Origin of the sequence: Nocardia asteroides (assembly GCF_021183625.1) — a bacterium.
Classification (GTDB): Bacteria; Actinomycetota; Actinomycetes; order Mycobacteriales; family Mycobacteriaceae; genus Nocardia; species Nocardia asteroides_A.
Window position 1 is genome coordinate 2,097,827 of sequence record NZ_CP089214.1, and the last position, 13,381, is coordinate 2,111,207.

The window sequence follows — 13,381 nt, forward strand, 5'->3', positions numbered from 1 at the left end:
CGTCGGTTCAGCGGGGGTGGTGGGTGGGGGTGCCGTCGGCGGCGCGCATGACGACGCGGTCGCCGTCGCGGATCATGGTGAAGACGGCGGTGGGCGGGTCGAAGCGGGTGTCGGGTGGGGTGTGGAAGGTGGGGGCGGGGGGTTTGCGGAGGCGGGGGCGGCGGGCGTCGTGCAGGTCGAGGCCGCCGGGGCGGGAGAGGATGCCGAAGCGGGCCGGGTTGCCTGCGAACCAGATGGCGTCGCTGGTGGCGTCGAGGAGGGCGGCGGCGGTGTTGCCGCGGGAGCGCAGGACGAGGGTGCCCGCGATCCGGCCGTCCAGGTCGATCAGGATCACCCAGTCGCGGCCGTTCTCCGGCACGTGCTCGAACCAGAACTGCTGCCATGGGTTGCGCAGGGCGCGGCGGCGGCGCCGGTAGCGCAGGAACAGCGGGAGCGCGAGGACCAGGGTCCAGAGGACGAAGGCCGCGCCGGTGAAGGTGGAGCCGGTGGCGGCGAGGCGCTGGAGTCCGGGGCTGGTCGCGGTGGACTCCAGGTAGAGCAGGACACCGGTGGCGGGGCCGAGCGCGAGCGTGCCGAGCAGCGCGCCCCAGGCGCGCAGCGCGACCCAGCGGAGCCGGAGCCGGGTCTCGCGCCACTCGCGGGCGGGTTCGGGCGGGGTGCGGAGGGCCGGGTCCGGCCTGCTCGATCTCATGGGCGTCCAACGTCCGACGGGGTAGTGCTGGACGACAGGGTATCGGCCCGGGCGCCGATCCCGCTCGCGCACAGGGGTTTTGTCCGGCAACGTCGGCGTACCCGGTCACCGGACCGGGCAGCCCGGTGACCGGTGCGGCTCAGCCGGGGATGAGGCTCGCCGCCGACGACCGCCGCAACTTCCCGGACGGCGTCTTGGGCAGCGCCCCCTTCTGCACGACGACAACGACCGCGGGCGCGATCCCGACCTCGTCGTGCACCGCGCGCGCCACCTCGCGGCGGATCCGCTCGCTCTCGTCGGTGTCCCCGGCCGACTCGGATTCGGCGATCACCGCGATCCCCTCGCGCGCCATGCTCGGCAGCCGGATGCCGAGCGCGGCGATGCTGCCCGGGCGCACGCCCGCGATCCCGGAGGCGGCGTGCTCGACCACGGTGGGCGCGATATTGCGGCCGGCGACGATGATGACGTCCTTCTTCCGCCCGGTGACGACGGCCTCGCCGGCACCGGTGAGGTAGCCGAGGTCGCCGGTGTCGAGCCAGCCGTCGGCGTCCTGGGCGTCGACGTAGCCGTCGGGGCCGAGGTAGCGCTTGGTGACGGCGGCGCCGCGGACCAGGATGGTGCCGATCCGGTCGGCGGGCAGCACCGCGCCCCGCTCGTCGACGACGCGCAGCTCGATGCCTGGCACCGGCGGCCCGAGCCGCACCAGGGTGCGCGGCTGCTCGATCCCGTCCCGGACAACGGCGCCGGTGCGCTCGGCCTGCGCCCCGTCCACCACGTCGACGGCGAAGTGCTCGCGCATCCTGGTGAAGGTGACCGCGAGCGTGGTCTCCGCCATCCCGTAGGCGGGCATGAGCGCCTCCGGCCGCAGCCCGAATCGCGTTGCCTCGGCGATGAACTCGTCCAGCGTGGCCCGGTCGACCACCTCGGCCCCGTTCACCGCGACGCGCAGCGAGGAGAGGTCGTAGGCGCCGTCGGGTGCCCGGCGCAGCCGCCGCGCGAGCACCGAGTAGGCGAAGTTCGGCGCGGCGGTGACGTGCCCGCCGAAGCGCCCGATCAGCTCGGCCCAGGAGAGCGGGTTCTTCAGGAAGGCCAGCGGGTTGGTGATGACGGTGGTGGCCCGCGCCAGCATGGGGGTGAGCAGCATCCCGATCATGCCCATGTCGTGGTAGAGCGGCAGCCAGCTCACCACGACGTCGCCGGAGCGGAATCCGGCGGCGTCGGCCATGGCGACCTGGTTCTGCATGATGTTGCCGCCGGAGATGGCGACCGCCTTCGGCACGCCGGTGGTGCCCGAGGTGAGCTGCAGGATGCAGAGGTCGTCGCCGACGGTGAGCACCGGCTCGGCCGGGGTCGCGTTCGCGGTGAGTTCCTCGACGACCACGATCGGCGCGCCCAAGTCGAGCTCGCGCACCACGTCGGTGAAGGGCGCGCCGACCGCGACGACGGCGGCGTCCAGCATCCGCACCACGGCGCGGGTGTCTTCGAGCCACTTCACCAGGTCGGTGCGCGGGGTCGGCTGGTGCAGCATGGTGAAGGCGGCGCCGCGCAGCCAGGTGGCCTGCACCAGCACCGCGACATCGGCGGCGTCGCCCGCCAGGATCGTCACCGAGCTGCCCGGCCCGACCCCGGCTTCGGCGAGCCCGGTGGCCGCGCGGCGGGCCGCGTCCTGGATCTGCGCCCAGCTGCGGTAGGTGAGGGCGTCGGCGCCGTCGCCGCTCCACAGCCCGGAGATCTCCGAGGGCGGCTGCCCGAAGAGGATGTCGGTGAGCCTGCTCATCGGTTCGCGCCTTCCTGCACGGCTGCCTCGCGCAGCACGCGGTCGAAGTTCTCGGCGAAGGTCGCGGCGTAGCCGTCGGCCAGCGCCGCGGGGTCGGTGACGATGCCGAACGAGGTGCGGCCGCCGAGGATCAGGCTCGTCACCGAGAAGGAGTAGCCGACCAGCGGGGAGATCGGGGTCAGCGTGGCGATCGGGTTTCCGAGCACCGCGCGGACCTTGGAGAAGCCGGGGTTGATGCCGATGTGGATGTCCGGGCTCATCCGCCGCATGGAGGCGTTGGCGATGGCCCGGTGCACCGGCCACGGGATCTTCGGCGCGTCGTCGGTGGCGGCCAGCGACAGCTCGGGGCGCTTGGCCGCGACGAAAGCCAGCTCGGCGCGGGCCCGCTCCAGCTGACGGCCGATATCGGGCTCGGAGCCGAGCAGGTTGAGCAGCGAGACCAGCACGGCATTGCCGGTGTGCCGGAACGCCTGGTCGTGCGTGACCGGCAGCGTCACCCGCAGCACCTCGGAGCCGGTCCCGCGCGGCGGCGCGAGGCTCAGGGTGCGGCCGATGGCGGCGAGCAGGAATTCGTGCACCGAGGCGCCGTGGTTGCGCGCGGCGCGGCGCAGCTCGCGGGTGGAGGCGCTGGTCAGCGCGACCTCCCTGCGGCCGGAGCGGCTCAGCTTCGGCCAGGACCGCCCGGCCCTGCCCGCCTTCCACTGGTCCTCGAAGGCGGTCTTCGACTCCTTCAGCACCTCCGGCTCGATCCCGGCGATCCGGTAGCGCGGGGAGGTGGCGAAGCGCTCGAACTCGGTGAGGTCGGCGGGGGTGCCGTCGGCGAGCAGCGCGGCGAAGGCGGCGCCCGCGATGCCGTCGGAGAGCGCGTGGTGCACCCGCAGCAGCACGTACTGCACGCCGCCGTCGGCGGGGGTGAAGAGCGTGATGTGCCAGAAGGGATCCGGGCGCGGGAGCGCGCTCTCGTGCAGCGCGGCGAGCCGCCGGTGCAGGTCGGCGGCGTCGCGGTACTCGGCGGCGGTGACCTGCCGGTCGATGTCGACCCGGTCGGTGAGCACCGCTTCGGCGCGGCGCCAGCGGCCGTTGCGGACACCGAGCCGGAAGATGTCGAAGAGCCGCACCCGCTCGCGCACCCGGGCGCGCACCTCGTCGATGTGCAGCCGCGGGCCCGGCGCCAGCTCCAGCACCATGGCCCAGTGCATGGGGCTGCGCGCGGTGTCCAGGTGCAGGTAGGTGAAGTCGGCCGGGGCGAGCTGGACGGGACTGTTCATGCCGGGGCCACCTGACTCTTGTACATGGCTTCGTACCGTTCGTGATCGGGTTGCATGGCCGCGGCGACCAGTTCCCACAGCACCTCGTCGGTGCCGCCGCCGACCCGGGCCAGCTTCATGTCGCGCCACCAGCGCCCGACCGGGGTCTCGGACTCCAGGTAGCCGGAGCCGCCGAAGATGTGCAGGCACTCGGAGGCGACCTCGTTGCCGAGGTTCGCGGCGGTCACCTTGAGCGCGGCGGCGGTGCGCAGGTTGATCTTTCCCTCGGCGGCCACCCCCGCCAGCGCGTAGCGCAGCAGGTCGGTGCGGGCCCGCAGGTCGGCGACGCGCAGCCGCAGCGCCTGGTGGTCGAAGAGCCGCTTGCCGAACTGGGTGCGGTCCAGCATGCGGGCGTGGGTGATGCCGAGCATCGACTCGCAGGCGGTGGCGATCTGCCCGGCCACCGAGTAGCGCTCGTGCGCCAGCCCCCAGCTGATCACCGCGAGCCCGGTGCCCGCGCGGGCGACCAGCGCCTCGGCGGGCACCCAGGTGTCGATGGTGACGGCGGCGGTGTCCAGCGGCCCCGCGCCGAGTTTGCGGTACGGGGTGTCGATGGCGACCTGCGAGGTCGGCACCATGACCAGCGCGACATTGCCCTCCGCGCCGCCCGGCGCCCGCCCGACCACCAGGATCTGGTCGGCGATCGGCGAGAGCGAGACGTACTTCTTGTGCCCGGCGACCCGGTAGCCGCCGTCGTGCGGCTCGATGACCGTGCCGACGTGCTGCAGATCCGACCCGCCCGCCTCCTCCGAGGCCGCGATGCAGAGCACCGCCTCGGTGCGGATGGCCCGCTCGGCGAGGTCGCGCAGGAAGTCGGTGCGGCCGAAGCGGCGCAGCACGGCGATGGCGGAGTCGTGCAGGCTCACCCCGACGCCGATGCCCGCCGAGTTCAGCGCGCCGAGCCTGCCCGCGAGCGCGAAGTGCTCGCCGAGGTCGGTGATCTTGCGGTCCCGCCACTTGTGCGCGAAGACCCCGGCCGCGCCGAGGTGCTCGAGCAGCGCGCGCGGGAAGCGCTCGTCCCGCTCGGCCTGCTCGGTCCACTGCCGCACCCGGTCGCCGAAGGCCGCGTCGAGCAGCTCGTCGTAGGCGGTCATCGGGTGCTGCCCGCCTTCGATCGGACCAGGTCCTCCAGCTCGCCGACGGATGCGGTCTCGGCCATCTCCCGGTCGGTGAGCTGCACCTGGAGCCGCTCCTCGATGGCGACGACGCCGATGGCGAAGGCCACCGAGTCCAGCCCCAGATCCTCGATGAGCAGCGAGGAGCGGGTGACGTCGGCCATCGGCAGGTCGAGGTCCTCCTCGAGGATGCTGCGCAGCGTTTCCGCGATCTGATCGGACATCAGTGGTCTCCTTGGTCGAGTACGTCGTCGGTGGCATCGGAGACGACGTCGTCGTCGTCGGTGACGCCGAAGCTGGTGAACGCCGTGTGCCGTTGCAGCCGGTAGACCTCGCGGCCGAGCACGGCGTTGAGGATCCTGGCGTTGCGCACCGCGCCGATGTCGAGGTTGGGCGCGGAGACGCCGACGGCGTGCGCCTCGGCGGCGGCGACGAAGAGCCTGCCCGCAAGCGCGGGCTCGGCGGCGACGGAGTGGTCCCGCTCGATCACCGGACGGCCCCTGCTGTCCCGGTGCAGCCGGCCGGCGATCGGTGCGAGGAAGTCCGGCTGCCGCGGCCGGTACCCCGTGGCGGCGATGACCAGGTCGGCGGTGTGCGCCAGCGCGGCGCCGGTGTCGAGGTGCCTGCCCCTGACCCGCAGCCCGCCGTCGTCGAGCGCGTCCAGCCCCTCGACCGCGACGCCCTGGCGCAGCTGCACCGGCTGCGCCTTCTCCAGCAGCTGCCTGCGGTAGAGCAGGTCGTGCAGCCGCTCCAGGGTCTCCGCCGAGATGCCCTTGTGGAACTGCCAGTGCCCGGAGCGCACCCGGTCCCTGGTCTCCTCGGGCAGGCCGTGGAAGTACTCCATGTAGGCGGGGGTGGTCATCTCCAGCGAGAGCTTGGTGAAGTCGAGCGGGGCGAACCACGGGGTCCGGGTCCACCAGCGCACGGCGGGGCCGCCGCGCAGGTTCGCCTCCAGCAGGTCGGCGACGATCTCGGCGCCGGACTGCCCGGAGCCGATCACCGTCACCGCGCCCGCCGCGTGCGCGCGCTCCTGATGGGTCAGGTAGTCGGCGCTGTGCACCAGCGCGGGCGAGGTGGTCGAGAGCGCCTGCGGCAGCGCCGGTTCGGTGCCGATGCCGACGACGACGTGCCCGGCGGTGATGGTCGAGGTGGTGCCCGCGGTGGTCACCGCGACCTCGAAGACACCCGCCTCGTCCAGCCAGCGCACCTCCTCCACGGTGCTGCGCCAGCGCAGCGACGGCAGCCGCCGCACCACCCAGAGCAGGTACGCCTCGTACTCGCGGCGGGTCGGGAAGAAGTCCTCGCGCACCAGGAACGGGTAGAGCCGGTCCACGTCTGCGAGGTAGCCGAGGAAGGAGAGCGGGTGCGTCGGATCGACCAGCGAGACCAGGTCGGAGAGGAAGCTGACCTGCAGCTTGGCCTCGTCGAACATGAGCCCCGGATGCCACCGGAACTCGTCCGCCGAGTCGACGACCAGCACGTTCACGTCGTCCACGGTGGAGGCCAGCGCGGCGAGCCCGAGGTTGAACGGCCCGCAGCCGACGGCGAGGATGTCGACGTCACTCATGGATCGTCGCCATCTCGTCGCTCTGCTCCAGCGCCTCGGACTCGACCTCGAGCGCGACCCGGAGCAGCTCGTCGAAGAGCGCGTCGATATCGCGCTCGGTGGTCTCCGGGTTGAGCAGGGTGAGTTTGAGGCAGGTGCGCGGCTCGCCCGAGCCGCCGACCCGCACCTGGGTGCGGCCGATGAGCGCGGTGCCGGAGCTGATCAGCCGCCTGCGCAGCTCGGCGTTGACCTGGTCCAGGTCGAGGTCCTCGCAGCGGTAGCGGAAGACGACGGTGGTGAGCGTGACCGGGGCGACCAGCTCCAGCTGCGGCTCGGCGGTGATCCGGCGCTCGGCGTACCCGGCGAGGTCGTGGCAGCTCTCCAGCATGGCGCCGAGGCCGTTCCGGCCGTAGGCGAGGAAGGTGGCGGCCACCTTGAGCACGTCCGGGCGGCGGGTGGTCTGCAGGGTCTGGCCGAGCAGCCCGCCGTAGCCTGCCTCGACGTCGTCGTCCGGGTTCAGGTAGGCCACCGAGCGGCTCAGCGAGGCGAAGCGCTGCTGGTCGGCGAGGAGCAGCACGCTCGCCGCGGCCGGCTGCCAGCCGACCTTGTGCAGGTCGAGGGTGATGGAGTCGGCGCGCTCGATGCCGGTGAGCAGCCCGGCGAGCCGGTCGGAGAAGAGCGAGCCGAAGCCGTAGGCGGCGTCCACGTGCAGCCAGACCCCGTGCCGCGCGGTGATCTCGGCGAGCGCGGGCAGCGGGTCGACGCTGCCGAAGTCGGTGGTGCCCGCGGTGGCGACGACCGCGACCGGGGTGTGGCTGTGGCCCAGCTCGGTGAGCAGCGCGTTGAGCGCCTCCGGGATCATCCGGTGCTCGGCGTCGACCGGCACCGGGATGGCCGCGGCCTCGCCGAGGCCGAGCGCGGCGCAGGCCCGGTGCACCGAGAAGTGCGCGATCCGGGAGCAGAGCACGATCGGGCGGTGCAGCCCGCTCACCCCGTCCTGCCTGGTGTTCACGCCGTGCCCGGCGGCGGTGTAATCCCGGGCGATGAGCAGCGCGAGCAGGTTCGAGTAGGAGCCGCCGGGGCCGAAGACGCCGCCCGCGGTCTCGGTGAAGCCGGCCAGCCGGGCCAGCGCGTTGATGGTCCACTGCTCGATGGCGAGCGTTGCCGGGCCGGAGTCGTAGGTGTCCAGCGAGGCGTTGGTGGCGCTGGCCAGCGCGTCCGCCACCACCGCGACGGTGAGCGGCGGCGGCTGCAGGTGCGCGGCGGTGAGCGGGTGGGTCAGGTCGAGGCCGTAGGCGGCGACCAGCTCGGCGAGCCGGGCGAGCGCGGTGGCCGGGCCGACCCCGCTCTCCGGGATGCGCTCCGGCCCGAGCCGCTCGGCGACGGCGGCGAGCATGGCGAGCGGGTCGCCCGATGGCAGCGGGGCGCCGTGGTGCCGCCCGCCGACCGCGGCGGCGAGCTGCGCCAGCCCGGTGCCGACCTCGGACCAGCCCGCGCCGGGACCGGCGAAGCGGGACGCTCTCCCCCACGGGAGCACGGATTCAGCTGACACGGGGAGTCCTCGTTTCACGATTCGGTTCGGTGAGCTCGCGGGCCAGGGCGGCGACGGTGCCGTCCAGCGCGGCGGGCACCCGGGCGACCAGCGCGGTGAGCAGCGCCGCGGCGCGCCGCGCGAACGCGGCGTCGACGCTGCCGAGCTGGTGGTCGACCTCGAGGTGCACCCGGTCGTCGGGGGCCAGCTCGAAGGCGAAGGTCAGCGGGTAGGGGGCGATACCGGTGAAGACCGATTCGCAGGTGACGCGGGCGCCGTCCGGCACCGGGATGCCGCGCAGCGGCGCGCTGCGGACCGAGGCCATGATCTCGGCGACCGGGAAGCGCCCGCCCGCGCCGCGCAGCGCGGTGAGCACGGTGCCGTAGTCGACCCCGGCGAACTCCATGGCCCGGTAGACCACCGCGACGGCGGCGCGCAGCGTCTCCCGCACGCTCGCCGCCGGGTCGACGGCGAAGCGCATGGGGACGATGTTGCCGCTGTAGCCGACCCGGTCCGGGCGGTCGCCCGGCTGCCGGTTGTCGGCGGGGACGAGCAGTACGTGGTCCTCGGCGCCGGTGAGCGCGTGCACGCCGAGCGCGGTGACCGCGATGAACAGGGCGTTCGCGGTGCCGCCGAGCTCGCGGGCGACCGCGTCCAGCGCGGCGACGGCGGCCGGGTCGACCGGCTCGGTGAGCTTGGCGCCCGCGGCCTCGTCCATCGGGGCTAGCCAGCTCTCCGCCGGGGTGACCCGCGGGAGTTCGCCGGAGAGCGGGAAGCGGATGCCTTCGGCGGCCCAGGTCTGCGTGGCGTGCTCGACCGCGCGCTCGACCTGCGGGGCCGGGCGCTGGATCGGCGGCACCGCGGCGGCGTCCGGCCAGGTGCCGGAGATCAGGGTGCCGAGCAGCAGCGGCCACGAGGTGTCGTCCACCGCGAGGTGGTGCACGACGAAGAGCACGGTGACGCCGTCGCCGTCGGCCGTCACCCGGACCCGGAGCGGCGGCTCCTCGGTGAGCCGGAAGGGGATCGCGACCAGCTCGTCCGCGGTCGCGGCGGGCGCGTTCCAGGCCCACTCCGCGCCCGGCGCGATCCACTCCCCCGCGGTGTCGCCGGGTACCCGGCGGGGAACGCCGGAGCCGTCCACGGTGACCAGCGAGCCGAGCACAGCGGCCTCGCGGACCACCAGCTCGACGGCCTCGACCAGCCCGGGCACGGTGTAGGAGCCGTCGAAGCGGAGGATCAGCCCGATGGTGTGCGAGAGCGAGTCCGGGTCGAGTTCGTAGATCTTCCACATGCGGCGCTCGGCGATGCCGAACTCGCCGGTGTCCAGCCGCGGCAGCGCCGGGGCGGCGAAGCGGTGCGCGCCGGCGAGCCCGGCGGCCGCCAGCCGCCTGCGCACCAGCTCCAGCCGGGTGTCGGTCAGTACGGTCATGCTTCTCCCTGCGTGAACCGGTGGACGGCGGCGGCGTTCGCGCGCAGCACGGCCCAGTCGCTGACGATGTCGATGAGCTCGCCGCGGGCCCAGCGCGGCGCCTGGTCCTGGAAGTGCGGCGAGCGCGGGTCGCCGCTCACGCCGAGCGGCACGATCCAGCGCCCGGCGTCCCGGTCGGCGAGATCCCAGACGTAGCGCGCGGCCGAGCCGACCGCGCAGGCGTGCGCGAAGCCGACCGCGCTGCCGTTGGCGAGCACGCACTCGGCGTCGCCACCGAGCGGGTACCGGCCGGGCCGGACGGCGGCGGAGAGCTCCGGGTGCCGCGGGGTCGCCCCGGCCAGGTCCATGCCGTGGATGGGGGCGAGCAGGTGCACGTCCCCCCAGGCCGGGACGGTCTCCAGCACCGCGACGGCCTCGACCGCGGCGGTGAGCGCCGCCGTGATCCCGACCCCGAGCCGCGGCCCGTGCTCGAGCACCGAGTCGAGCGCGGCGGCCAGCCGGGTGCCCGCCACGAACCACGGGTCGAAGACCAGGGGGAACGCGTGCGGCGCGGCCAGCCCGGCCAGTGCGGGGTCGCGGGTGATCCCGGCCACGAACCGGGCCCTGACCTCGGCGAAGAGGTAGGCGTCGGTGCTCTCCGCGGCCATGGCGCGGTCCCAGCTCAGCAGCCGTGCGCGCAGCTTCCCGGCCTCCGGGCTCAGCTCGGTGAGCCCGCGGAGCCGGTCGAGCAGCGCGGCGGCCTGCTCCAGCTGGACGTCGCCGTGGATGGCCTCGCAATCGGCCACGCCCACCGAGGGATTCGCGGTGAGCAGGGTGTCGATCCGGTCGGCGCGGAAGGGCGGGACGCACTCGGTGGTGACCGGTTGCAGCGGGAGCACGCCGGGGATGCGCTGGTTGGCGATGACCGAGTGGTCCGGCACCGCTGCGTCGAAGCCGTTGTCCCGCACCGATTCGGTGGCATAGCCCCGCCACCGGTAGCGGGCGTCCCAGGCCGGGACCGGGAGCCAGTAGTTCTCGGCGGCCCGCACCGGCATCCGGCCGGTGACGTGGTGCGTGAGCCGCCCGGCGGTGTCGCCGATGACGATGCGGTTGGCCGGCTCGGCCCATCCCCGCAGCGCCGTCTCGACCGCGCCGGTCGAGGTCGCGAAGAGCAGGTCCAGCGCGGGGTCGAAGGTGACCTCGGGGTCGGCGAGCATGGGGGTGCGCAGGCTCAGCGCGAAGGCGGCGTCCGGGCCGCCGACGATGACCGGGCCGTTGCCGGTGACCACGATCTCGACCGGCACCGGGGCGGCGTCGCGGACCAGGATCTGCTCGGTGTGCACGGCTGCCGGAGTGGGCCCATCGGGGGTCTCGGCGAGCACGCCGTCCGCGCTCCGGGTGAGCTTCTCCAGGTAGAGGTCCTGGTAGTCGCCCATGGCATTGGTGATCCCCCACGCCACCGACCCGGCGTGCGCGAAGTGCGGCACCCCCGGGACGCCCGCGAAGGCGAAGCCGACCACGTCGAACTCCGGCGCCGCCAGGTGGAACTGCTGGTAGATGCCGGGCAGCTCCAGGAACCGGTGCGGGTCACCGGCGATCAGCGGCGCGCCGCTCGCGGTGCGGGCACCGGCGACGCCCCAGGCGTTGCTTCCGGAGATCGCGTCGCCGAAGGTCGTCGCATCCGGTTGCGCCCCGCCAGCGTCGGGGAAGTGGCCGAGCAGCTCGGTGAGGAACGCCTCGTCCGGCCGCGCGGGCACGGTCGGCTCGGCGGGGTCGGCCCCTTCGCAGTCGAAGAGCGCCAGCGCGTCGAGGCCGAGCGCGCGGCAGGCGTGCAGCCGCCACAGCTTGGTGAGGAAACGCCCGAAGAGGATGTGGTGCACCAGGAACACCGCGATCGGGGTCCACGGCTGCCAGGGCGCGGGGCGGTGGCCGAACTCGGTGAGCTCGGGCGCCTCCGCGGCGTCCAGCGTGCTGTTGATGCCGTCCACGTAGGCGCCGATCAGCGCGCGGGTGCGCGGCGACGACGCCTCGAGGATGCGGCGGGCGGCGGCGTCCATCCGGGAGCGGCGGGCGAATTCGTCCCAGCCGACGGCGGTCGCGCCGAACACCTCGGCGGTGCGGCCCTCGGCGCGCAGCCGCAGGAACTCCAGCTGCCAGGCCCGGTCCACGCCGCAGGCGACGCCCTGCCCGTACAGCGCACCGGCGGCGGAATCGGCGCTGATGTGCGGGATGCCGCAGGCATCGCGGATGATCTCGATCGTCACGGGACCGCGACCTCCCGCTCGGCGGGCCGGTACGCGGCGACCGGGTTGGCGAGGGCGTGGTCGCCCGCGACCAGGGTGGCGTAGGAGTTGCCGAGGTCGACCATGCGCTTGTTGTTGCCGAGCTGCAGCTGGTTCAGGTGGATGGCGGGGAAGGCGGGGGTGAAGAGATCCCAGCGGCGGAAGCGCTCCGCGAGCTCCGGGTGCCGCTCGCGGTAGTCGAGCAGGCTCGCCGCGACCAGGGCCCAGAAGCGGTCGTCCGGCAGCAGGCCATCGGCGTGCAGGATCAGCGCGAGATGCCGCAGGAAGTCGTCGAAGACGTCGGAGAGGATGCCCATGGCGCGGATCTCGTCCGGCTCCTCGGTCACCGCGCGGCGGGCCGCCTCGGGCAGCCCGGCGGGGTCGCCGAAGATCGAGACCTCCTCGCCGATGTCCTTGAGCACGGCGCGCACCGGCACCCCGGCGTCGAGCACCAGGATGAGGTTCTCGCCGTGCGGGGAGAACTTCAGCTCGTACCGGTAGAGCAGGTGCAGGATCGGGTGCAGGTAGCAGCGCAGGTAGCGGGTGAGCCACTCGGCGGCGGGCAGCCCGGAGCGCTCGACGAGGGCGCGCACCAGCGGCGTCCCCTCGTGATCGACGTGCAGCAGCGCGGCCATGGTGGTGAGCTGCTGGCCCGGGCGGGCCAGCAGGACCGGGCTCTGCCGCCACAGCGCCGAGAGCAGCTTCCGGTACTCCGAGCCGGGCCGGGTGAGCGCGGTGAGCTCGGTGTTCCGGTAGCCGATGGCGGCGACCTCGTAGAGCACCGCGAAGCCGAGCTCGTCCAGGTAGGGGTCGCCGGCGAGCTGCTCGCGCACCCAGTCGTTGATCAGCGGGGTGGTGCGCATGTAGTCCGCCGACATCCCGCGGGTGAAGCCCATGTTGACGATGGAGAGCGCCAGCTTCACGTAGTGCCGCTCCGGCGTCGTGGTGTCGAAGAGCGAGCGGATGGACTGCTGCGGCTGGTACCGGTCCTCGGTCTCGCCGACCGGGACGATGCGCTGCTCGGCGAGGTCGATCGCGTAGACGCGCTGGATCCGCTCGGTCCACTGCCACGGGTGCACCGGCATGAAGTAGTAGTCGCCGGGGTCGAGGCCGCGGCCGGTGAGCACCGCGGTGAAGCGCGCGAGCGTCTCCGCCCCCAGCTCGGCCTCGACCAGCCCGGGGTAGTCGACGCCGGACATCGCGGCGAAATCGGTGTTCGCCCTGAGCACCGCCAGCCACGGCAGCGCGAACCGCGCGCCCCACTCCGGGGCGTAGCGCCGGACGTCGTCCGCGCTGAAGCCCAGCCTGCCCGCATTGGCGAGCAGGCAGGGGTGCCCCTCGGTCATGGTGCGCTCGATGGTCTGGAAGTCGGCGGCGGCCAGCTCGGCGGCCGGGATCCGCCGCTCGTCCGGGCGGCCCGCGCCGATCAGCAGGGTGTTGCGGAACTCCTCCAGGTACTCCGGCAGCGCCTCCGGCGCGATGCCGAGCGCGGTACCCAGGTCGATCACCAGGGCGATGGCGTCGATCGGCAGCTCGGCGCCGTCGCGGGTGCGGCGCAGCGACGCCGGGTCGATGTGCCAGCTGTCCAGCGCGAGCAGCTCGGCGCGGAAGGCGTACTCGGTGCGGCCGTCGCCGGAGCGCACCAGGTACGCCCCCGGCGCAGTGGTGTCCCAGCGGACGAAGCGCTCGTGGCAGAGCTCGGCCAGCACCTTGACCGCCATCCG

The 13,381-nt window shown here is 73.8% G+C and carries 10 protein-coding genes; all 10 read right to left on the reverse strand.

Translation table 11 applies throughout. The annotated features are described in order from the left end of the window. Positions 1-7: 7 nt before the first annotated feature. Positions 8-691, reverse strand: coding sequence for a hypothetical protein (locus LTT61_RS10185; RefSeq protein ID WP_233019692.1), 684 nt, complete (start codon positions 689-691; stop codon positions 8-10). Between the two features lie 139 nt (positions 692-830). Beyond that, positions 831-2,468 carry a long-chain-fatty-acid--CoA ligase gene (locus LTT61_RS10190; RefSeq protein WP_233019693.1) on the reverse strand — a complete coding sequence of 546 codons (1,638 nt, stop codon included), beginning with the start codon at positions 2,466-2,468 and terminating at the stop codon, positions 831-833. Then, entirely contained in the window at positions 2,465-3,736 is a 1,272-nt protein-coding gene (locus LTT61_RS10195) for a wax ester/triacylglycerol synthase domain-containing protein (protein ID WP_233019694.1), read from the reverse strand. Before LTT61_RS10195 ends, LTT61_RS10190 begins: the two co-directional genes overlap by 4 nt. Next, positions 3,733-4,869 carry an acyl-CoA dehydrogenase family protein gene (locus LTT61_RS10200; protein ID WP_233019695.1) on the reverse strand — a complete coding sequence of 379 codons (1,137 nt, stop codon included), beginning with the start codon at positions 4,867-4,869 and terminating at the stop codon, positions 3,733-3,735. Before LTT61_RS10200 ends, LTT61_RS10195 begins: the two co-directional genes overlap by 4 nt. Next, entirely contained in the window at positions 4,866-5,114 is a 249-nt protein-coding gene (locus tag LTT61_RS10205) for an acyl carrier protein (RefSeq protein ID WP_233019696.1), read from the reverse strand. The genes LTT61_RS10200 and LTT61_RS10205 overlap by 4 nt, the downstream gene beginning before the upstream one ends. Further along, positions 5,114-6,457: a lysine N(6)-hydroxylase/L-ornithine N(5)-oxygenase family protein gene (locus LTT61_RS10210; RefSeq protein ID WP_233019697.1), complete on the reverse strand. Its 1,344-nt coding sequence runs from the start codon at positions 6,455-6,457 to the stop codon at positions 5,114-5,116. Before LTT61_RS10210 ends, LTT61_RS10205 begins: the two co-directional genes overlap by 1 nt. Beyond that, the gene (locus tag LTT61_RS10215; protein ID WP_233019698.1) at positions 6,450-7,988 is read right to left on the reverse strand and encodes a pyridoxal phosphate-dependent decarboxylase family protein; all 1,539 of its coding nucleotides are present in this window, start codon (positions 7,986-7,988) and stop codon (positions 6,450-6,452) included. Before LTT61_RS10215 ends, LTT61_RS10210 begins: the two co-directional genes overlap by 8 nt. Further along, entirely contained in the window at positions 7,978-9,396 is a 1,419-nt protein-coding gene (locus LTT61_RS10220; protein WP_233019699.1) for a peptide synthetase, read from the reverse strand. The genes LTT61_RS10215 and LTT61_RS10220 overlap by 11 nt, the downstream gene beginning before the upstream one ends. Next, entirely contained in the window at positions 9,393-11,639 is a 2,247-nt protein-coding gene (locus LTT61_RS10225) for a penicillin acylase family protein (protein WP_233019700.1), read from the reverse strand. Before LTT61_RS10225 ends, LTT61_RS10220 begins: the two co-directional genes overlap by 4 nt. Then, positions 11,636-13,378 (reverse strand): IucA/IucC family protein, encoded by a 1,743-nt coding sequence (locus tag LTT61_RS10230; protein ID WP_233020941.1) that lies wholly within the window; start codon positions 13,376-13,378, stop codon positions 11,636-11,638. Before LTT61_RS10230 ends, LTT61_RS10225 begins: the two co-directional genes overlap by 4 nt. Positions 13,379-13,381: the final 3 nt, after the last annotated feature.

Coding starts and splice junctions, on each gene's coding strand:
- LTT61_RS10220 (WP_233019699.1), bottom strand. CDS start 9,396: ATGACCGTACTGACCGACACCCGGCTGGAGCTGGTGCGCAGGCGGCTG.
- LTT61_RS10190 (WP_233019693.1), bottom strand. CDS start 2,468: ATGAGCAGGCTCACCGACATCCTCTTCGGGCAGCCGCCCTCGGAGATC.
- LTT61_RS10205 (WP_233019696.1), bottom strand. CDS start 5,114: ATGTCCGATCAGATCGCGGAAACGCTGCGCAGCATCCTCGAGGAGGAC.
- LTT61_RS10185 (WP_233019692.1), bottom strand. CDS start 691: ATGAGATCGAGCAGGCCGGACCCGGCCCTCCGCACCCCGCCCGAACCC.
- LTT61_RS10210 (WP_233019697.1), bottom strand. CDS start 6,457: ATGAGTGACGTCGACATCCTCGCCGTCGGCTGCGGGCCGTTCAACCTC.
- LTT61_RS10200 (WP_233019695.1), bottom strand. CDS start 4,869: ATGACCGCCTACGACGAGCTGCTCGACGCGGCCTTCGGCGACCGGGTG.
- LTT61_RS10195 (WP_233019694.1), bottom strand. CDS start 3,736: ATGAACAGTCCCGTCCAGCTCGCCCCGGCCGACTTCACCTACCTGCAC.
- LTT61_RS10230 (WP_233020941.1), bottom strand. CDS start 13,378: ATGGCGGTCAAGGTGCTGGCCGAGCTCTGCCACGAGCGCTTCGTCCGC.